General features: G+C 72.0%; 15 protein-coding genes. 12 read left to right on the plus strand and 3 right to left on the minus strand.

Annotated elements, in window-relative coordinates; genetic code table 11:
- Positions 1–205 precede the first annotated feature (205 nt).
- The 4 genes from ACFT32_RS37185 (at position 206) to ACFT32_RS37200 (ending at position 6,871) form a co-directional block, all read left to right on the plus strand.
- Positions 206–1,738 (plus strand): DUF4331 domain-containing protein, encoded by a 1,533-nt coding sequence (locus ACFT32_RS37185; RefSeq protein ID WP_382497976.1) that lies wholly within the window; start codon positions 206–208, stop codon positions 1,736–1,738.
- 109 nt (positions 1,739–1,847) lie between these two features.
- The gene (locus ACFT32_RS37190) at positions 1,848–3,518 is read left to right on the plus strand and encodes a tetratricopeptide repeat protein (RefSeq protein ID WP_382497978.1); all 1,671 of its coding nucleotides are present in this window, start codon (positions 1,848–1,850) and stop codon (positions 3,516–3,518) included.
- Positions 3,515–5,122 (plus strand): nickel transporter, encoded by a 1,608-nt coding sequence (locus tag ACFT32_RS37195; protein ID WP_382497980.1) that lies wholly within the window; start codon positions 3,515–3,517, stop codon positions 5,120–5,122. Before ACFT32_RS37190 ends, ACFT32_RS37195 begins: the two co-directional genes overlap by 4 nt.
- 141 nt (positions 5,123–5,263) lie before the next feature.
- Positions 5,264–6,871, plus strand: a complete 1,608-nt coding sequence (locus ACFT32_RS37200) for a serine/threonine-protein kinase (RefSeq protein WP_382498141.1) — start codon at positions 5,264–5,266, stop codon at positions 6,869–6,871.
- A gap of 4 nt (positions 6,872–6,875) precedes the next feature.
- Here the strand turns inward: ACFT32_RS37200 and ACFT32_RS37205 are convergent, their stop codons facing one another.
- Entirely contained in the window at positions 6,876–7,682 is an 807-nt protein-coding gene (locus ACFT32_RS37205) for an SGNH/GDSL hydrolase family protein (protein ID WP_382497982.1), read from the minus strand.
- Between the two features lie 280 nt (positions 7,683–7,962).
- Here ACFT32_RS37205 and ACFT32_RS37210 point away from each other — a divergent pair, with 280 nt between their 5' ends.
- From ACFT32_RS37210 to ACFT32_RS37235, 6 genes are all read left to right on the plus strand, one after another.
- A complete protein-coding gene (locus tag ACFT32_RS37210) occupies positions 7,963–9,168 on the plus strand; it encodes a S8 family peptidase (RefSeq protein WP_382497984.1) in 1,206 nt (401 codons plus the stop codon).
- Positions 9,169–9,676: 508 nt separating this feature from the next.
- Positions 9,677–10,498: a glycosyltransferase family 2 protein gene (locus tag ACFT32_RS37215; RefSeq protein ID WP_382497986.1), complete on the plus strand. Its 822-nt coding sequence runs from the start codon at positions 9,677–9,679 to the stop codon at positions 10,496–10,498.
- Positions 10,495–11,520, plus strand: a complete 1,026-nt coding sequence (locus tag ACFT32_RS37220; RefSeq protein WP_382497988.1) for a glycosyltransferase family 2 protein — start codon at positions 10,495–10,497, stop codon at positions 11,518–11,520. The genes ACFT32_RS37215 and ACFT32_RS37220 overlap by 4 nt, the downstream gene beginning before the upstream one ends.
- Positions 11,513–12,313: a polysaccharide deacetylase family protein gene (locus ACFT32_RS37225; protein ID WP_382497990.1), complete on the plus strand. Its 801-nt coding sequence runs from the start codon at positions 11,513–11,515 to the stop codon at positions 12,311–12,313. Before ACFT32_RS37220 ends, ACFT32_RS37225 begins: the two co-directional genes overlap by 8 nt.
- A 74-nt stretch (positions 12,314–12,387) precedes the next feature.
- Positions 12,388–13,482 (plus strand): DUF5925 domain-containing protein, encoded by a 1,095-nt coding sequence (locus ACFT32_RS37230; RefSeq protein WP_382497992.1) that lies wholly within the window; start codon positions 12,388–12,390, stop codon positions 13,480–13,482.
- 33 nt (positions 13,483–13,515) lie between these two features.
- Positions 13,516–14,289 (plus strand): DUF72 domain-containing protein, encoded by a 774-nt coding sequence (locus ACFT32_RS37235; RefSeq protein WP_382497994.1) that lies wholly within the window; start codon positions 13,516–13,518, stop codon positions 14,287–14,289.
- A gap of 127 nt (positions 14,290–14,416) precedes the next feature.
- Here ACFT32_RS37235 and ACFT32_RS37240 read toward each other — a convergent pair whose 3' ends face one another.
- On the minus strand, positions 14,417–14,785 hold the full coding sequence (locus tag ACFT32_RS37240) for a GntR family transcriptional regulator (RefSeq protein WP_382497996.1): 369 nt from the start codon (positions 14,783–14,785) through the stop codon (positions 14,417–14,419).
- A gap of 71 nt (positions 14,786–14,856) precedes the next feature.
- Between ACFT32_RS37240 and ACFT32_RS37245 the strand changes: the two genes are divergently transcribed.
- Both ACFT32_RS37245 and ACFT32_RS37250 read left to right on the plus strand, forming a co-directional pair.
- Positions 14,857–15,786, plus strand: coding sequence for a GNAT family N-acetyltransferase (locus tag ACFT32_RS37245; protein WP_382497998.1), 930 nt, complete (start codon positions 14,857–14,859; stop codon positions 15,784–15,786).
- Positions 15,767–16,267 (plus strand): DUF402 domain-containing protein, encoded by a 501-nt coding sequence (locus tag ACFT32_RS37250; RefSeq protein ID WP_382498000.1) that lies wholly within the window; start codon positions 15,767–15,769, stop codon positions 16,265–16,267. Before ACFT32_RS37245 ends, ACFT32_RS37250 begins: the two co-directional genes overlap by 20 nt.
- An 8-nt stretch (positions 16,268–16,275) precedes the next feature.
- Here ACFT32_RS37250 and ACFT32_RS37255 read toward each other — a convergent pair whose 3' ends face one another.
- Positions 16,276–16,908, minus strand: a complete 633-nt coding sequence (locus ACFT32_RS37255) for a class I SAM-dependent methyltransferase (RefSeq protein WP_382498002.1) — start codon at positions 16,906–16,908, stop codon at positions 16,276–16,278.
- Positions 16,909–16,981 lie beyond the last annotated feature (73 nt).

Raw genomic sequence — 16,981 nt, forward strand, 5'->3', positions numbered from 1 at the left:
CATCGGGCCTGTCCCCTCACACGAGGTATTCGCAACGCACACACCTCCGGATGGGGTTACGGATCAACTCGCCGAAAACGCGGGTCGCCTGGCGATGAAACAACTTTTCAGTCGCGCCGTAAGAACGTTTGAGATTCGACCAATCCGCTCTGCCGACCACTCCGAATGGCGTGTGTCAGGCAAGTTGGCACCGAGGACGGACGGCATGACACCTAGCTTCAGGACCGGCGCGGGGCGCCGGAGCATCGCGACTGTGATCTGTGGTGCGCTGGCCACCGGCGGGCTCACCGCCGCCGGTGTGACCGCGCTGGCACCTGAGGAGGCCTCCGCCTCCAGTCACCGCGAGGCCCCGCTGATCTCGGGGACCCCGCAGTTCGACAACACCGACGTGTACGCGTTCGTCAGCCCGGACAAGCCGGACACGACGACCATCGTCGCAAACTGGATCCCCATGGAGGAACCGGCGGGCGGGCCCAACTTCTTCACGTTCGCCGAGGACGCCGAGTACGACCTGCGCATCGACAGCAACGGTGACGCGCAGGAAGACCTGCTGTTCCGGTACACGTTCAAGACGCACACGAAGAACGACAAGACGTTCCTGTACAACACGGGTCCGGTCGAGAGCCTCGACGACCCCGACCTCAACATCACGCAGACCTACGACATCGAGCTGATCAAGCTGAAGGACCTGAAGGCGGTGTCGAAGACCAAGGTCGCCGACGACGTGCCGGTGGCGCCGTCGAACGTCGGCAAGGCGTCGATGCCGGACTACAACACCCTGCGCAAGCAGGCGATCCACAAGCTCGCCGGGGGCGCCCAGACCTTCGCCGGGCAGGCCGACGACCCGTTCTTCCTGGACCTGAGGGTCTTCGACCTGCTGTACGGCGGGAACCTCTCCGAGGTCGGCAACGACACGCTCAAGGGCTACAACGTCAACTCGATCGCCCTGCAGGTCCCCAACAGCTTCATCGCCGAGTCGCACGAACAGCCGATCGTCGGCCTCTGGTCGACGACGCAGCGCAAGAACGCCAAGGGCTACTACTCCCAGGTCTCGCGCCTCGGCATGCCGCTGGTGAACGAGGTCGTCAACCCGCTGAAGGACAAGGACAAGTTCAACGCGTCCGCACCGCGGGACGACGCCCAGTTCCTGGAGAACGTCACCAACCCGGAGCTGCCCAAGCTCATCGAGGCGATCTACAAGATCCCGGCGCCCGACGAGCCGCGCAACGACCTGGTCGACGTGTTCCTCAAGGGCGTCAAGGACCTCAACCAGCCGCCGCACGTGACGCCTTCGGAGCAGCTGCGGCTCAACACCTCCATCAAGCCGGCCGCCAAGCCCAAGCGGCTGGGTGTCCTGGACGGTGACAACGCGGGCTTCCCGAACGGGCGGCGGCTCACCGACGATGTGATCGACGCGTCGCTCCAGGTCGTCGAGGGTGAGCTGCTCGGCGCCAAGAACGACCTCGGCGACGCGGTGAACGAGAACGACAAGAAGTTCGGCAAGTCCTTCCCGTACCTGGCCAACCCCACCGAGGGTTCGCGCGGCCCGCTCGCCAAGGGTGTGGACGGCGGCAACGACGTCCGCAGCCAGCTCGGCGACGCGCTGCAGCCGGCCGGCGCGCAGGGCTCGGACGACATGCGCCTGATCGCCGCGTCCGCCGGGGCCGGCGCGGGCGGAATCGTCCTGATCGGCGCGGCCCTGATGTGGTGGCGCCGTATGCGGAACCGGGCGTACTGACCCGTTCCGCTCCCCCTTGCTGGCGCGGCCCGTTCCCACCCATCCCCCACGGCACGGGCCGCGCCGCCTACTCCCGCACCCGCACCTGCACAGCCGACTGAGGAGACCCATGCCTCCGCGTACGACGGACAGCGCACCGGAGAGGCGCGACGACCGCCCACGCCCGGACCACGAGCCGGCCGCGGAGGCAGGGCACGAGCACGCCGCCGACCCGGCCGTCGAGCCGGAGGCCGAAGCCGCCGCCGGGCGTGACGCGGAGGCCGGCGAAGCACGGGACGATGAGCAGGACACCCGGCCGGACACCGGCAGCGACACCGACACCGACACCGACAGCGACAGCGACAGCGACAGCGACAGCGACAGCGACAGCACATCCTCCGCCGGCGAGGGCGTCGAGCAGCGCGTGGCCGCGATGCGGCGGACCGCCGACGGCGCGCGGCGCTGGCGGGCGGCTCATCTGGCCGGGTGTGCCGCGCTGCTGGCCGTCGCGCTCACCGGCGGGGCCATCGCCTTCGGGGGTGCGGGGAACGGCCCGGCCGGCGGCGAAGTGGCGGCCGTGTCCGCGGCCGGGGCGTTGTCGCCGGGCACGCTGGCCCGGGGGGACCTCGACGCGGGGATCGCGTCCCTCCAGAAGCACCTCCGGGCCCAGCCGAGGGACTTCGGCAGCTGGGCCACCCTCGGCCTCGCCTACGTCGAACAGGCCCGGACGAAGGGCGACCCCTCGCGCTATCCGCAGGCCGAGCGCGCGCTGAAGCGGTCTCTCGGACTGGAGCCCGGCAACGACCCGGCCCTGGCCGGCCAGGCCGCCCTCGCCGCGGCCCGGCACGACTTCCCCGGCGCCCTGAAGTACGCCGACCGGGCCCTGAAGCAGAACCCCTACAACGAACGTGCGCTGTGCACCCGTATCGACGCCCTCGTCGAACTCGGCCGGTACGACGACGCCGAGAAGGCCGCCGACACCGCCGACGACAGGCGCCCCGGCGTGCCCGTCTTCACGCGGTACGCGTATGTGCGGGAGCTGCGCGGCGACGTCCGTACGGCGCGTGAGGTGCTGGAACGCGCCCTGGACTCCGCCGACTCGCCCGCCGACATCGCCTACGTCGCCACCGCGCTCGGGCAACTGGCCTGGAACCAGGGCGACTACAAGGCGGCCCGCGGCCACTATGCCCGTGCGCTCGCCGCCGACGACTCCTACCTGCCCGCCCTGGAGGGCCGCGCCCGCGCCGAGGCGGCGGACGGCGACCGCGCGGCCGCCGTGCGGGGCCTGGAGCAGGTCGTCGCCCGCTTCCCGCTGCCCGGCCCGCTCGTCGCCCTCGGCGAGCTGTACGAGGACCGCGGCGGCGACGGCGACCGGGCGAAGGCCGGCGACCAGTACGCCCTGGTCGACGCCTGGACCGCGCTGGCCCGCGCCGGCGGTGTCAACGCCGACCTCGACTCGGCCATGGCCGCCGCCGACCACGGCGACAAGAAGGAGGCCCTGCGCTCCGCCCGCGCCGAGTGGGACCGCCGCCACAGCGTGCACACCGCCGACGCCCTCGCCTGGGCCCTGCACGTCAACGGCCGCGACGAGGAGGCCCTGCCGTACGCCCGCAGGGCCACCGCCACCGGCTACCGCAACGCCACCTTCCTCTTCCACCGCGGAATCATCGAACGCGCCACCGGCGACGAGCGCGAAGCCCGCGAGCACCTGAAGGCGGCACTCGACCTGAACCCCGGCTTCTCGCCCCTCGGCGCCCGCGAGGCCCGTGCCGCGCTCAAGGACCTGGAGAAGAACCGGTGACCCTGCGCCGACTGTTCGCGTCGGGCGCCGCCGTCCTCACGGCCGCCTGCGCGCTCACTCTGCTGCCCGCCGCCACGGCGAGCGCCCACCCGCTGGGCAACTTCACCGTCAACCGCTACGACGGCCTCGTCGCCGCCCCCGGCGAACTCCGGGTCCAGCACGTCGAGGACCTCGCCGAGATCCCGGCGACCCAGGCGAAGCCGGACATCGAGCGGCTGGGCATCGCCCTGTGGGCCCGCGAGCGCTGCGCCACGGCCGCCGCGGACAGCAAGGTGACCGTCGACGGCCGTGCCGCCGCCCTCACCTCCGAGCGCAGCCGGGCGCGGGTGCGGCCCGGGCAGGCGGGGCTCGACACCCTCCGCGTGGAGTGCGAGCTGACCGCTCCCCTCCCGTCGGACAAGGAGAGCGTGTCGCTCGGCTTCCGCGGCGCGGGCGCCTCCTCCGGCCCGGGCTGGCGGGAGGTCACGGCCCGGGGCGACCGAATGACCCTCATCGCCTCGGACGTACCCGAGAAGTCGATATCGGGTGAACTGACCAAGTACCCCGAGGAGTTGCTCTCCTCTCCGGCCGACACCGCGTCCGCCGCCCTGCGGGTGCGCCCCGGCGGGGCCGCTCTGGCCGAGGAGGAGTCGGACGCCCCCGCCGCCTCCGTGCTGCCGCGCGGCGCCGACCGCTGGACGCGTGCCCTGGACGAACTGGTCGCCCGGCACGACCTCACCGCGGGGTTCGCCGCACTGGCCCTGGGCATCGCCGTCGTCCTCGGCGCGATGCACGCGCTCGCCCCGGGCCACGGCAAGACCATCATGGCCGCGACGGCGGCGGCCCGGGGCGGTGCGGCCCGGATGAAGGACGTCCTGCCCATGGCGGCCTCGGTGACGGTCACCCACACCCTGGGCGTGGTCGCCCTGGGCCTCCTGGTCACGGCCGGTTCGGCGGCGGCCCCCTCGGTGATCGCCTGGCTCGGCGTCGCCAGCGGTCTGCTGGTGACCCTGGCGGGCGCGAGCCTGGTCCGCCGCGCGCTGCGCAGCCGCGCGCCCCACCCCCACCCCCACCCCCACGCGCACAAACACGACCACGATCACGAACACGACCACCGGCATGAGCACACGGGCCACAGCCACACGAACGACCACCACCACGACCACGCGCACGACGATCACCACGACCACAGCCATCCGCACGACCACGCGCACCCCCACTCCCACCCGCACACGGTCGTGCACACCCACGGCGGCTTCACCCACTCGCACCCCGTCGCCCCCACCCTCCGCGGCACGATCCTCATGGGCTTCGCGGGCGGACTCGTGCCCAGCCCGTCCGCCGTGGTGGTACTCGTCGGCGCCGCGGCCCTCGGGCAGGCCTGGTTCGGTCTGCTGCTCGTCGTCGCGTACGGCGTCGGACTGGCGCTCACCCTGACGGCCGCCGGGTACGCCGTCGTCAAGGCGGGCAGCGGGATGACACGGCTCCTGGACCGGCGCCCCCGCTGGACGGCCGGCCCGATGGCGGCCCTGATACGCCGCACCGCGCCGCTCGGTTCGGCCTTCGCCGTGGTGGTACTCGGCGCCGGACTCGTGTTCAAGGGGGCGGCATCCGCACTCGGCTGAGTTACGTTCGTGAGAAAACAGGCGTCAAAGGGAAAGCGGACGTCGTGAGGAAAACCGACCCCGTGGGGAAAACAGACCTCGTGGAGAGTTCGCCCGGCTGCGAATGGGGGCGCCGTGTCCGAAGAACCGGGCCATGAGCGTGTGATCGCGGGCCGCTACCGGCTCCTGGCGCCGCTCGGCGAGGGCGGCATGGGGACGGTGTGGCGCGCCCGAGACGAGGTGCTGCACCGCGAGGTCGCCGTCAAGGAGGTGCGCGCCCCGGCCGGACTGGCGGCAGACGACGTGCAGCGGATGTACGCCCGGCTGGAGCGGGAGGCGTGGGCGGCTGCCCGGGTCGCCAGCGGGAACGTGGTGACGGTGTACGACGTGGCCACGGACGGCGGCCGGCCGTGGATCGTCATGGAGCTGGTCCGCGGGCTCTCGCTGGCGGAGGTGCTGGAGGCCGAGGGCCCGATGCCGCCGCAGCGGGCCGCGCACATCGGCGCCGAGGTGCTGGCCGCGCTGCGGGTCGCGCACGAGGCCGGGGTGCTGCACCGGGACGTGAAGCCGGCCAATGTGCTGATCTCGAACGACGGCCGGATCGTGCTCACCGACTTCGGGATCGCCATGGTCGAGGGCAGCTCCGCGCTGACCATGACCGGGGAGGTGATCGGCTCGCCGGAGTTCCTCGCCCCGGAGCGGGCGCTCGGCCGTACGCCGGGTCCGGAGTCCGACCTGTGGTCGCTCGGGGTGCTGCTGTACGCGACGGTCGAGGGCCACTCCCCCTTCCGCCACGACACGCCGCTGAGCACGCTGCGCGCGATCGTCGACGAGGAGCTGCCGCCGCCGTACCGGGCCGGTCCGCTCGCCCCGGTCATCGAGGGACTGCTGCGCAAGGATCCCGAGCAGCGGCTGCCGCCCGAGCGGGCCGAGCAGGAACTGCGGGTCATCGCCGCGGGCGGCGCGCCGAGCGTGGACACCACGCGGGCGGTCCCGTACCCGCCGCCGTCCGCGACCCGCGCCGAGCCCGCCGCCACGCCCCCGATGCCCTTCCCGGGGCAGCCGGTGCCCTCCGGTTCGGGTGCGACGACGACGGCCACCCGTCAGGATCGCGACCGCCGGACCGGCCGGGTGCTGGTCGCGGGCGTGGTCGCAGTGGCCCTGGCGGTGGGCGGGCTGACGTACGCGCTGCTGAACAACGGGGGCGGTGACGGCTCCCGGGACAACGACCAGGGTGGCGGGGCGAGTACGCCGGCCGAGACCGGCCCGAAGGAGAACACCGGGAGCGGGAAGTCGAGCCCGTCCCCGACGCCGAGCGAGAGCGAGACCGAGAAGAGCAGTCCGCCGCCGCAGTCGGTGCGGGTGGCTCTGGAGGGCAGGCGCACGGACTACTCGGGTCCGTGTCCGCCGCCGAACGCCGAGGCGCCGCAGTTCACGGCGACGTTCACGGTGGGCCGGCTGCCGGCCGAGGTGCGCTACCGCTGGGTGACGCAGGACGGCTCGGTGCTCGACGGGGGCTGGAAGACGCTGTCGTTCGCGGAAGGGGGCGGGCGTACGAAGCAGGACGCGGTGACCGTGACGACGGACGCGGAGAGCGGGGCGTTCGAGAACGAGATCAGCGTCGAGGTGCGGGAGCCGGTGCGGACGACGTCCGAGGGGGTGCCGTTCTCGGTGACGTGCGAGACGGAGACCCCGACGGACGGGGCCTCCCCTTCTCCTTCGGGCACGGACACGGACACGGGTTCGGACTCGGGTTCGGACTCCGGATGACCGGTCAGTCGTTGGCGTTGAGCACCGGCAGATAGCCGCCCGACTGGCCGGGGGCCTTCGGGTGGTAGGACTCGCCGATGTTGAGCCAGCTGACGCTGTGCAGCCAGGAGTCGCCGGAGCAGATCTCGTGGCCGGTGAACGTGGTGCGTACGTCGCCGAAGACGAAGCCGTGGTCGGCGGCGCGCTTGGCGACGGCGGTGTTGAGGTAGTCGGAGGCGTCGTTGATGGCCTTGCGCTTGGTCTCGGAGAGACCGAGACAGGTCGTGCCGAGCTTGTAGAAGCGGGGGTAGCCGAGGACGACGACCCGTGCGTTGGGTGCCTTGGAGCGGATCGCCGAGTACACGCCGTCGAGCTTGCCGGGCAGCGTGGAGTCGACGTACGCGCGGGCGGTGTTGATGCGGGAGACGCAGGAGCTGTCGGACTGGGTCACACAGGTCGTCATGACGTCGGCGAATCCGGCGTCGTTGCCGCCGACGCTGACGGAGACGAGGGCGGTGGCACTGCTCAGGGGGCCGAGCTGACCGGCCAGAACATCACCCGTTCGGGCGCCCGAGCAGGCCGTGAAGTCGAAGGTCGAGGGTGAGTGGGCGGCTGCCCAGAGGTGGGGGAAGGCCTTCGTGCTGCGCTTGCAGTCACCGCTGGAGCTGATGTAGCTGCCGGCGCCCACTCCGGAGGAGTAGGAGTCACCGAGCGCCACATAGCCGCCGGTTGCTGCGAGTGAGGACGCCTGCGCCGTCGCGGCCCCGGTGAGGGCGGTGCCGACGGCGAGGAGGAGCGAGCTCACGAGGACGACAAGTCGGGAACGTCTCATGGAACCTCCCTTTAGCAGGATCTCTGCCATAACCGTCGTAGCAGCTACGCGTGTTGACAGGAAGTGTCCATGCCAAGTCTGTTGATTTATTTCGTGCTCATGACAGATTTGTTGACTGATGCTCAACTCTCTTGTTCTACGCCGGTAGATGGCAGACGCTTTACTCCGGCCGAGAGCGGAACGCGACGCTCCCCGGCCGGAGTGCGCGAGCACGCGCACCACCCCCACATGACGCGCGCCCCACCCAGGCGCGCGCCGCCTAGAGGAGGACTCCCTCGTAATGGCACAACTGCGTAGCAAGAGACTCGGACTCGCCGCGATCACCGTGTCGGCGACCGCCGCCCTCGTGGGCGGGCTGACCGCCCTCCCCGCCCAGGCCGCTCCCGCCGAGGGCCGGGTGCTCGCCGCGGACTCCCCGACCGCCGTCAAGGACAGCTACATCGTCACGCTCAAGAAGAGCGCGGGACTGAAGGCGTCCTCGGCCGCGGGCAAGGGCCTGGTGAAGGAGTACGGCGGCACCGTCGACAGGACCTTCGGCAAGGCGCTGAACGGCTACTCCGCCGTCCTCTCCGCCACCGAGGCCAAGCGGCTCGCCGCCGACCCGGCCGTGGCCGCAGTCGAGCAGAACCAGCGCGTCCAGGCCGACGCCACCCAGACCAACGCCCCCTGGGGCCTGGACCGCATCGACCAGACCTCGCTCCCGCTCTCCGGCACCTACACCTACCCGGACAGCGCGGGCAGCGGCGTGACGGTCTATGTGATCGACACCGGTGTGCGCGTCACCCACCAGCAGATCAGCGGCCGTGCCGCGCACGGTTACGACGCCGTCGACGGCGACAACGACGCCTCCGACGGCAACGGCCACGGCACCCATGTGGCCACCACCATCGCGGGCACGACCTACGGTGTCGCCAAGAAGGCGAAGATCGTGGGCGTGCGGGTTCTGAACAACAGCGGCTCCGGCACCACGGCCGGTGTGATCGCGGGCATCGACTGGGTGACGCAGAACCACTCCGGCCCCTCGGTCGCCAACATGTCGCTCGGCGGCGGCGCCTCGGCCTCGCTGGACACGGCGGTCCGCAACTCCATAGCCAGCGGCGTCACCTACGCCGTCGCCGCGGGCAACAGCAGCACCACCGCCTCCTCGTCCTCCCCGGCCCGGGTCGCCGAGGCCATCACGGTCGGCGCCACGACCAACACCGACGCCAAGGCGAGCTACTCCAACTACGGCTCGGTCCTGGACATCTTCGCGCCCGGCTCGTCCATCACGGCCGGCTGGCACACCAGCGACACCGCGACCAACACCATCTCCGGCACCTCGATGGCGACCCCGCACGTCGCGGGCGCGGCGGCGGTCTACCTGGCGGGCCACACCTCCTCCACCCCGGCCCAGGTCGCCTCGGCCCTGGTCGCCGGCGCCACCACCGGCAAGGTCACCAGCGCGGGTACGGGCTCGCCGAACCGGCTGCTGAAGCTCGTGCAGTAACCGGCACGGACGTCGGTACGGACGTCGGTACGGACGTCGGCACCTGAACAACTGTTCCCCGGAGGCGGGTCGCGCCTCCGGGGAACGGTTGTTTTCGTGACCGGAACCTTTCAACTTACGGCCCACAAAAGACATCCCGTAACGGCCAAACCAACAAAAACGTGAGGGGCCGTTCCAGGTCTTGCCATACGGGTTCAATCGTCAATACCGTCATACATCTCACCCGCATCGGTCCGTCAGTACGCGGCTCTAGGGGAGGGCTCAAGGACCGCGACGTACCGGCGCGGGGCGCGGTAGGGGGGTGCCGTGCTCGGTGACCGCACATGGTGACCGAGCCGTGCCGCGCGGTCGGCTGCCGTTTTCGCGGCCGGCCAGCTTTGCCAGCTCACCCGGCGTGCCCGAAGCTCCATCTCGGCGTGCGTGCCACGGGTGAGAACCCCCCTTTCGAACCGGATTGGATCCGGACTGCCCTGGGGGGGCGGTCCACCGGACGAGAGGGACCAGACTCATGAGCTCAGTTCTGCAGCCGGCCGCCGCGGAGCAGCATCCGCCGGTCGCCGGGAAGTACCGGCCCGTCTCCTCTCACCTGGCCATCGCGCCACCGGTGAGCGTGGTCATCCCGGCCATGAACGAGGCGGAGAATCTTCCGTACGTCTTCAAGACCCTGCCCGACTGGATACACGAAGTGGTCCTGGTCGACGGGAACTCCACCGACAACACCGTCCAGGTGGCCCGCGAGCTGTGGCCCGAGGTGAAGGTCGTCGAGCAGCGCGGCAAGGGCAAGGGCGACGCCCTGATCACCGGGTTCCAGGCCTGCACCGGCGACATCATCGTGATGGTCGACGCGGACGGCTCGGCCGACGGGGGCGAGATCCTTTCGTACGTCTCCGCCCTGGTCTCCGGCGCGGACTTCGCCAAGGGCTCCCGCTTCGCCAACGGCGGCGGCACCGACGACATGACCTTCATCCGCAAGCTCGGCAACTGGGCGCTGTGCACGGTCGTCAACCGCAAGTTCGGCGCCCGCTACACCGACCTGTGCTACGGGTACAACGCGTTCTGGCGGCACTGCCTCGACAAGATCGACCTCGACTGCACCGGCTTCGAGGTCGAGACCCTGATGAACATCCGGGTCGTCAAGGCCGGGCTCAAGGTGCAGGAGATCCCGAGCTACGAGTATCTGCGCATCCACGGCACCAGCAATCTGCGGGCCGTGCGGGACGGGCTGCGCGTGCTGAGGGTGATCCTTCAGGAGCGCTCCAACCGCCGTGCGCTGCGCCGCCGTTCGGACCGGTCGCCGATGGTGGACGCCATGCGGGGAGAGGTGTCTTGAGCGGTCCCGGCATCTCCGTCGTGATCTGCGCGTACACCGAGGACCGCTGGGAGGACATCCTCGCGGCGGTCTCCTCGGTGCGGGCGCAGTCACGGCCGGCCCTGGAGACGCTGCTGGTCGTCGACCACAACGACACGCTGCGGGAGCGGCTGGCCAAGGAGTACAAGGAGCCCTCCCGGGGCGCTGTGGTGCGGGTGCTCGCCAACGCGGGCCCCCGTGGCCTGTCCGCGGGCCGCAACACCGGGATCGCGGCGGCGCGCGGCGAGATCGTCGCCTTCCTCGACGACGACGCCGTGGCCGAGCGCGACTGGCTGCTGCACTTCGCCGAGGCGTACTCCGACCCGCGGGTGATGGCGGTCGGCGGGCGCACGGTGCCGGTCTGGGCGTCGGGGCGGCGGCCGGACTGGTTCCCGGAGGAGTTCGACTGGGTGGTGGGCTGCACCTACCGGGGTCTGCCGCGCGGCCGGGTCCGGGTGCGCAATGTGCTCGGCGGCAACGCCTCGTTCCGTCGCAGCGCGTTCGACGCGGCGGGCGGCTTCGCCACCGGCATCGGCAGGGACGGCGACAAACGCCCGCTGGGCTGCGAGGAGACGGAACTGTGCATCCGTCTCAGTCGCGCCCGGCCCGACGCGGTGCTGCTGATCGACGACCGTGCGGTGATCCACCACCGGGTGCCGGAGGTCCGCGAGCACTTCCGCTACTTCCGTACGCGCGCCTACGCCGAGGGCCTGTCCAAGGCCCTGGTGGCCCGGAGCGTCGGCGCCGAGAAGGGACTCGAGTCGGAGCGACGGTATACGACCCGGGTGCTGCCGGCCGGGGTGGCCCGGGGCCTTCGGGACGCGCTGCTGGCCCGGCCGGGCGGTGCGGGCCGGGCGGGCGCGATCGTCGCCGGGGTGCTCACGGCGGCGGGCGGGTACGTGGTGGGGAGCGTGCGGGCCCGCCGGGGCGGCGCCACGTTCTCGGTGCCCGCGGTGGAGCCGGCGCGGCCGTCGGTGCCGGAGGAGGTGCGGGTCCGTGAGTGACATGCGCGTACCGGTCCTCATGTACCACGCGGTCGCGACCGATCCGAACGACGCGACCCGCGCCCTGTCCGTGACCCCGGAGGCGTTCGCCGAGCAGATGGCGGTGCTCGCGGACCGGGGGCTGCGGCCCCTCACCACGGCCGAACTGGCGGCGTGCTGGCGCTCCGGCCGCCCGCTGCCCGAACGGCCGGTCCTCATCACCTTCGACGACGGCTACGAGGGCGTGCACCGGCACGCGCTGCCCGCGCTCGCCAAGCACGGCTTCCCGGCCACCCTGTTCGTCTCGACGGGGTGGCTGAAAGGGCCGTACGACACCGGCGGCGGCCTGGACACCATGCTGGACTGGGACCAGGTGCGCGAGCTCGCCGCGGCGGGCGTCGAGATCGGCGGGCACAGCCACAGCCACCCGCAGCTCGACCAGGTCTCCGATGCCACGCTGCGGTTCGAGCTGATCCACTGCAAGGAGATCGTCGCGGACCAACTGGGCAGTGTTCCGGCCTCGTTCGCCTACCCCTACGGCTACTCCAGCCGCCGGGTCCGGCGGGCGGTGCGGGAGACGGGGTACGCCCAGGCACTCGCCGTGGGCAACGGTCTGGCGCGTCGCGCGCAGGGGCCGTACGCCCTGCGGCGCGTGACGGTGCGCCGCGGCACGGGCATCGACGAGTTCGAGCGGGTGGTCGAGGGGCGCGCGATCGCCCGTACGTTCGCCGGGGACCGTGCCCTGACCAAGGGGTACGCACTGGTCCGCAGGACCCGGCGGGCACGCCGGCTGGTGTCCCGCTCCGGGGTCTGACCTGCGCGGGGGAACCTGCCGCGTGCACCGGGAAACCGGGTGCACGCGGCGCCCCTGTGCCGGATCATGGCGGCATGTCTGGAAACCCGCACGAGGCGCTGCCGATCAGGCTCAACGTCGACGACTCCGACTCCCCGTCCGATGTCGTCGACGCGCTGTTCCTCGGCCGCTTCGCGACGGGCGAGCAGCCGTACTCCCACGCGGCGAACATTGACCGCGTACGGTCCGGGGCGGCGCTGATGCCGTCCGGCGCCCGCGTGCTGCGCGTCGCCCGGGACGACGACCGCAGCGCCACACTGGCGGAGGGCGACGGCTGGACGCTGCTGGTCTCCCGCTGGAACCGGGGCGCCGACGTCACGGTCACGGCGACCAGCGCCGAGTTGGCGCAGAAGGTCCTCGACCAGGCCACGGAGGGCGCGGCGGACGAACCCGAACCGCAGCCGGAGAACGTCACGATGGGCTTCTGGTACGTCTCCCCGCGCCGCGGCCCGCACCGCACGACCCGCCAGATCGCGGCGGGCACCTGGGACGAGGTGCGGCCCAACTACACCGCGCCGGTGGCGGACGCCATGGACCGCCTGATGAAGACCACCCCGGAGGACATCGCTGGCCGGCTGCTCCTGCTGCACGGCCCGCCCGGCACCGGCAAGACGTCCGCGCTGCGCACCCTGGCCCGTTCCTGGCGGGACTGGTGCCAGGTGGACTGTGTCCTGGACCCCGAGCGGCTCTTCTCCGACGTCGGGTATCTCATGGACATCGCGATCGGCGAGGAGGACGCGACGGGCAAGGGCCGCTGGCGGCTGCTCCTGCTGGAGGACTGCGACGAGCTGATCCGCGGCGAGGCCAAGCACACGGCGGGCCAGGCGCTGTCGAGGCTGCTGAACCTGACGGACGGACTGCTCGGCCAGGGCCGCAACGTCCTGGTCGGTGTCACGACCAACGAGGACCTGGAGCGCCTGCACCCCGCCGTCGTCCGCCCCGGCCGCTGTCTCGCCCGGATCGAGGTGGGTCCGCTGACCCGCTCGGAGGCGGTGGGCTGGCTTGGCCACGAGGACGGCGTCGGCCGCGAGGGCGCGACCCTGGCCGAGCTGTACGCGCTGCGCCGGGGCACGTCACCGACGGCCCTGCCGGAGCCGCGCGGGGACGCCGACGCGGGGCTGTATCTGTAGAAGGCCCCTGCCGGCCGGTGTTTTGATGGGGTTATGACCCTGTTCGTCGGCACGTCCGGGTGGCAGTACAAGGACTGGCGGGACGTCCTGTACCCGTCCGGGCTGCCGATGCGGCTCTGGCTGGAGGAGTACGCCCAGCACTTCGCGACCGTCGAGATCAACAACGCGTTCTACCGGCTGCCGGCGCGGGAGACCTTCGAGGACTGGCGGGGGCGGGTGCCCCGGGACTTCGTCGTGGCGGTCAAGGCGAGCCGCTATCTGAGCCACATCAAGCGGCTCAAGGACCCCGAGGAGCCGGTGCACCGCCTGATGAGCCACGCGGCGGGCCTGGGGAGCCGCCTCGGCCCGGTCCTCCTCCAGCTCCCGCCCAACCTGCGCGCCGACCCGGGCCTCCTGGACGCCTGCCTCGCCTGCGTCCCCGGCTCGACCCGGGTCGCGGTGGAGCCCCGCCATGACTCCTGGTGGACACCGGAGGTCCGCGCGGTCCTGCGGTCCCGTGGCGCGGCCCTGTGCTGGACCGACGTCCTGGCCCGCCCCGCGACACCGCTGTGGCGCACCACCGACTGGGGCTACGTCCGCTTTCACCAGGGCCGCGCCCACCCCTGGCCCCGCTACGGCCGGCGCTCCCTGGCCACCTGGCTCGACCGCATCGCCACGACCTGGCCCGACGGCGAGGACGTCTACGCGTACTTCAACAACGACCCGGGCGGCGCGGCGGTGGAGGACGCGAGGACGTTCGCACGGGTGGGGAGGTCGGCGGGCCTGGAGATCACCCGGACGCCGGGGCGGCTGGCGCGGGCCGGCTGAACCGGGCTTCATCGACACATCCCCGCGCCCCTGGAGCGACGCCCTCAAGGGGCGCGGGGAACTGCGCGAACAACCCCCACCGGCCCGCACCCGGACGACAGCCCAACCCGACCAGCAGCCCGACGCCCTACTCCCCGTAAGCCGCCCGCAGGGCATCCCGTACCGCCGCCAGTGCGTCGGCCTCCGTGAGCCCGAGCCGTCGGGCCCGCTCCACATAGGCCTGCGCCGCGGTCGCCAGCTCCCGGTCCGCCGCCGCGCCGGCGGCGGCCACGAACGTGCCGTGGCGCCCTCGCGTCTCGATCACGCCGTCCGCCTCCAGCGCCCGGTACGCCTTGGCGACGGTGTTCGCGGCGAGTCCCAGCGACTCGGCCAGCCCCCGCACGGTCGGCAGCCGGTATCCCACCGGCAGCGCCCCCGACCGGGCCTGCTCGGAGATCCGCGCTCGCACCTGCTCGTACGGCGGAGCACTGTCATCGATGTCGATCTTCAACGTCACAGGCCGATTGTCCCGTACCCGGCGGAAAATGAGAGGCAGCCGGGGTGTGCCTCCACGTAACGTCCGCCTCCATGACTGTGATCGTGCGCGACCTGCGTCCCGACGTCCGAGCCGACGCCGAGGGGTTCTCCGACACCCGTCGCCTGGCCCTTCCGTACATGCTGTCCACCCCCGAGTCGGTGGTGCACACCCTGACGCACGTCCATCCGGACGCCCACTTCGGACAGCTCATCGCCGAGGAGGACGGCGAGATCATCGGCACGGCCCAGATCAGCGTCGCCCACGACAGCCCGGAACCCGGCCAGGGTTCCGCCAACATCTATGTGCGCCCCGACCGCAGGCACCGCGGTGCCGGTTCGCTGCTGCTGCGCACCGCCGAGGAACGCCTGGCCGCACTGGGTGTCAGAAAGCTGTTCGCCTGGGTGCTGGACGAGCCGGAGAACCTCGCCTTCGCCGAGCGCAACGGCTTCCGGGCCAGCCGCTCCGCCTACTTCCTGCGCCTGGACCTGGCGGCCGGCACGCTGCCGCCGCGCCAGGAGCCGCCGACGGGTGTCGAGCTGCGCACGGGCGCCGACTTCGCGGACGACCCGCGCCCGTTGTTCGAACTGGACGCGGCGACGTCCACCGACGAACCGAGCGACATCGAGACCGAGTTCACGGACTACGAGGCCTGGATCGAGCAGCACTGGAAGCACCCGCTCCTCGATCTCGACCTGACCACGGTCGCGGTCGTCGACGGCAGCCCCGCGGCCTTCAGTGTGGCGTACACCGACGGCGGCACCCGCTACGCCACCGCCATGACCGGCACCGCCCGCGCCTTCCGCGGCCGGGGCCTGGCCAAGCTCGCCAAGAACGACTCCCTGCACCGGGCCCGCGCCGCCGGGTGCACGGAGGCCTTCACCGGCAACGACACCGGCAACGACCCGATGATCGCCATCAACAAATGGTTCGGCTACGAGATCTGCGCGAAGGAGGTGCGCCATGTCCGTGAACTCGGCTGACGGGCCCGGCGAGGTGGACGTCGTACTCGTCAAGGCGGGCCGTACGAAGATCCGTTACACCGGCGAGCTCCTGGCGGACGACGGCACCCGCGTCACGGTCCGGGCCCCGTGGGCGGGCAGCGGCGTGCGCGACTTCGGGTTCGTCCGCTTCGAGCCCGGGGACGTCTTCACGGAGTACTACTGGCGTGACCGCTGGTACGCGGTGAAGGAGGTCCGCTCCGCCACGGGCACGCTGAAGGGCTGGTACTGCGACATCACCCGCCCCGCCGTCAGATCCGGCCCGGAGCTGCTCGTCGAGGACCTCGACCTGGACCTCTGGCGCTCCGCCGACGGCACGGACGTACGCCGCCTCGACGAGGACGAGTTCGCCGAAAGCGGCCTCGCCGAGACGGACCCGAAGGCCGCGGCCGCCGCCCTGTCCGCACTCGACGAACTGGAGACCCTGGCCCGCGGTGGCGACTTCTCCGCGCTCCTGGCCTGATCCCCGCTTCAGCCCGTCACCGCGACCACCGCATACCGCTCGTCCGTCACCTCCCCGCCCCACAGCTGCGGGTCGTCCGACAGCCGCTCCATGCGCACCTGCCCGGCGACCGGGGCGAGGAGAGCGGTGAGGCGCTCCGCCGGTATCCCGACCGGATCGACCGTCCCCCACACGCCCTCGACCAGCACGAGCCGCCCTCCCGGCCGTAGCAGCCCGGCCCAGTGCCGCAGGGCGCGGGCTGGATCGGGCAGGGCCCACAGGACATGCCGTACGAGAACGACGTCGTAGCGCTGCTCCCCGATCGGCGGAACCGCGGCGTCGCCGACGAGGAACACCGCGTCGCGCCCGGCCAGTTTCTCCCGGGCGAGCGTCACCATCGCCGGCGAGAGGTCCACGCCCGTCACCCGGTGTCCCTGCTCGGACGCGAGGAGCGACAGGCTGCCGGTGCCGCAGCCGAGATCGAGGAGGTCGCCCGCGCGTCCGGGCAGCCAGCCGCGCAGCCGCCCGGCCCAGGCGCGGCGCACTCCCGGATCGCGCAGCCCGTGGTCCGGCTCCTCGTCGAAGGAGGCGGCCCGCGCGTCCCAGTCCACGCCCGGGCAGGGGGTGTTCGCCGAGGTCACAGGTTCATCGTCAGGCGTCATGGGCCCAAGAGTGACACCCGCCACTGACACTCGAATGGTGACAGCCGCCACAGACAGACCGGGAGCGATGAGG

Source organism: Streptomyces sp. NPDC057002, from assembly GCF_042673825.1.
In the GTDB taxonomy this organism is placed as follows: Bacteria; Actinomycetota; Actinomycetes; order Streptomycetales; family Streptomycetaceae; genus Streptomyces.

Bases quoted from the DNA above. Each gene is read 5' to 3' on its own strand.
- ACFT32_RS37235 (WP_382497994.1), top strand. From the start codon at position 13,516: ATGACCCTGTTCGTCGGCACGTCCGGGTGGCAGTACAAGGACTGGCGG.
- ACFT32_RS37210 (WP_382497984.1), top strand. From the start codon at position 7,963: ATGGCACAACTGCGTAGCAAGAGACTCGGACTCGCCGCGATCACCGTG.
- ACFT32_RS37205 (WP_382497982.1), bottom strand. From the start codon at position 7,682: ATGAGACGTTCCCGACTTGTCGTCCTCGTGAGCTCGCTCCTCCTCGCC.
- ACFT32_RS37250 (WP_382498000.1), top strand. From the start codon at position 15,767: ATGTCCGTGAACTCGGCTGACGGGCCCGGCGAGGTGGACGTCGTACTC.
- ACFT32_RS37255 (WP_382498002.1), bottom strand. From the start codon at position 16,908: ATGACGCCTGACGATGAACCTGTGACCTCGGCGAACACCCCCTGCCCG.
- ACFT32_RS37215 (WP_382497986.1), top strand. From the start codon at position 9,677: ATGAGCTCAGTTCTGCAGCCGGCCGCCGCGGAGCAGCATCCGCCGGTC.
- ACFT32_RS37245 (WP_382497998.1), top strand. From the start codon at position 14,857: ATGACTGTGATCGTGCGCGACCTGCGTCCCGACGTCCGAGCCGACGCC.
- ACFT32_RS37190 (WP_382497978.1), top strand. From the start codon at position 1,848: ATGCCTCCGCGTACGACGGACAGCGCACCGGAGAGGCGCGACGACCGC.
- ACFT32_RS37230 (WP_382497992.1), top strand. From the start codon at position 12,388: ATGTCTGGAAACCCGCACGAGGCGCTGCCGATCAGGCTCAACGTCGAC.
- ACFT32_RS37185 (WP_382497976.1), top strand. From the start codon at position 206: ATGACACCTAGCTTCAGGACCGGCGCGGGGCGCCGGAGCATCGCGACT.